This is a genomic window from Leisingera sp. MMG026 (assembly GCF_021654205.1).
Lineage (GTDB): Bacteria > Pseudomonadota > Alphaproteobacteria > Rhodobacterales > Rhodobacteraceae > Leisingera.
Map to the genome: position 1 here is coordinate 1 of NZ_JAKFZM010000120.1, position 1,230 is coordinate 1,230.

The 1,230-nt window shown below is 65.0% G+C and carries 1 protein-coding gene; it reads right to left on the reverse strand.

Features of this window, described 5'->3' with window-relative positions; translation table 11 throughout:
* The coding region (glyA, locus tag L1069_RS23700; protein ID WP_237457284.1) for a serine hydroxymethyltransferase at positions 1 to 1,230 on the reverse strand (1,230 nt) is incomplete at both ends.

Genomic DNA, 1,230 nt, shown 5'->3' on the forward strand with positions numbered 1-1,230 from the left:
GCGACCTTGGCGCGCACCGCCGCTTCCACATCCGCATTGCCGTCTTCACCGTTGGCGGCCAGCCCGTCGATCACCTCGATGATCAGATCGGCAATCTGGCGGAACTCTGCCTCGCCGAAGCCGCGGGTGGTGCCGGCCGGGGTCCCGAGGCGCAGGCCCGAGGTCACGGTGGGCTTTTCCGGGTCGAACGGGATGCCGTTCTTGTTGGTGGTGATATGGGCCCGCCCCAGCGCCTTGTCGGCGATGTTGCCGGTCACGCCTTTGGGACGCAGATCGACCAGCATCACATGGGTATCGGTGCCGCCGGTGACGATGTCCAGCCCGCCCTGGATCAGCTGGTCCGCCAGGGCCGCCGCGTTTGCCTTGACCTGTTTCTGGTAGGTCTTGAACTCAGGCTTCAACGCCTCGCCAAAGGCCGCCGCCTTGCCGGCGATCACATGCATCAGCGGGCCGCCCTGGATGCCGGGGAAAATCGCCGAGTTCACTTTCTTGGCAATCGCCTCGTCATTGGTCACGATCATGCCGCCGCGCGGGCCGCGCAGGGTCTTGTGGGTGGTGGTGGTGGCCACATGCGCATGCGGGAACGGCGAGGGGTGCTCACCGGCCGCGATCAGACCCGCGATATGGGCCATGTCGACCATGAAATAGGCGCCGACGCTGTCGGCGATTTCACGGAACTTGGCAAAGTCGATCTGGCGCGGGATGGCGGAGCCGCCGGCGATGATCAGTTTGGGCTGGTGCTCGGTTGCCAGCGCCTGGATCTGGTCGTAGTCGATCAGGTTGTCGCTTTCGCGCACGCCGTAGTGCACCGCGTTGAACCACTTGCCCGACTGGTTCGGGCGCGCGCCATGGGTCAGGTGGCCGCCGGAAGCCAGATCCATGCCCAGGATGGTATCGCCGGGCTGGATCAGCGCCTGGAACACGCCCTGGTTGGCCTGGCTGCCGGAGTTCGGCTGCACATTGGCAAAGTCGCAGCCGAACAGCGCCTTGGCGCGGTCGATGGCCAGGTTTTCAGCCACGTCCACATACTGGCAGCCGCCGTAATACCGGCGCCCCGGATAGCCTTCGGCGTATTTATTGGTCAGCACAGAGCCTTGCGCTTCCATCACCGCCGCCGAGACGATGTTCTCGGAGGCAATCAGCTCGATCTCGTCGCGCTGGCGGCCCAGCTCGGCGGTGATCGACGCATAAAGCTCAGGGTCGCGCTCGGAGAGGGTTTGGGTGAAAAAG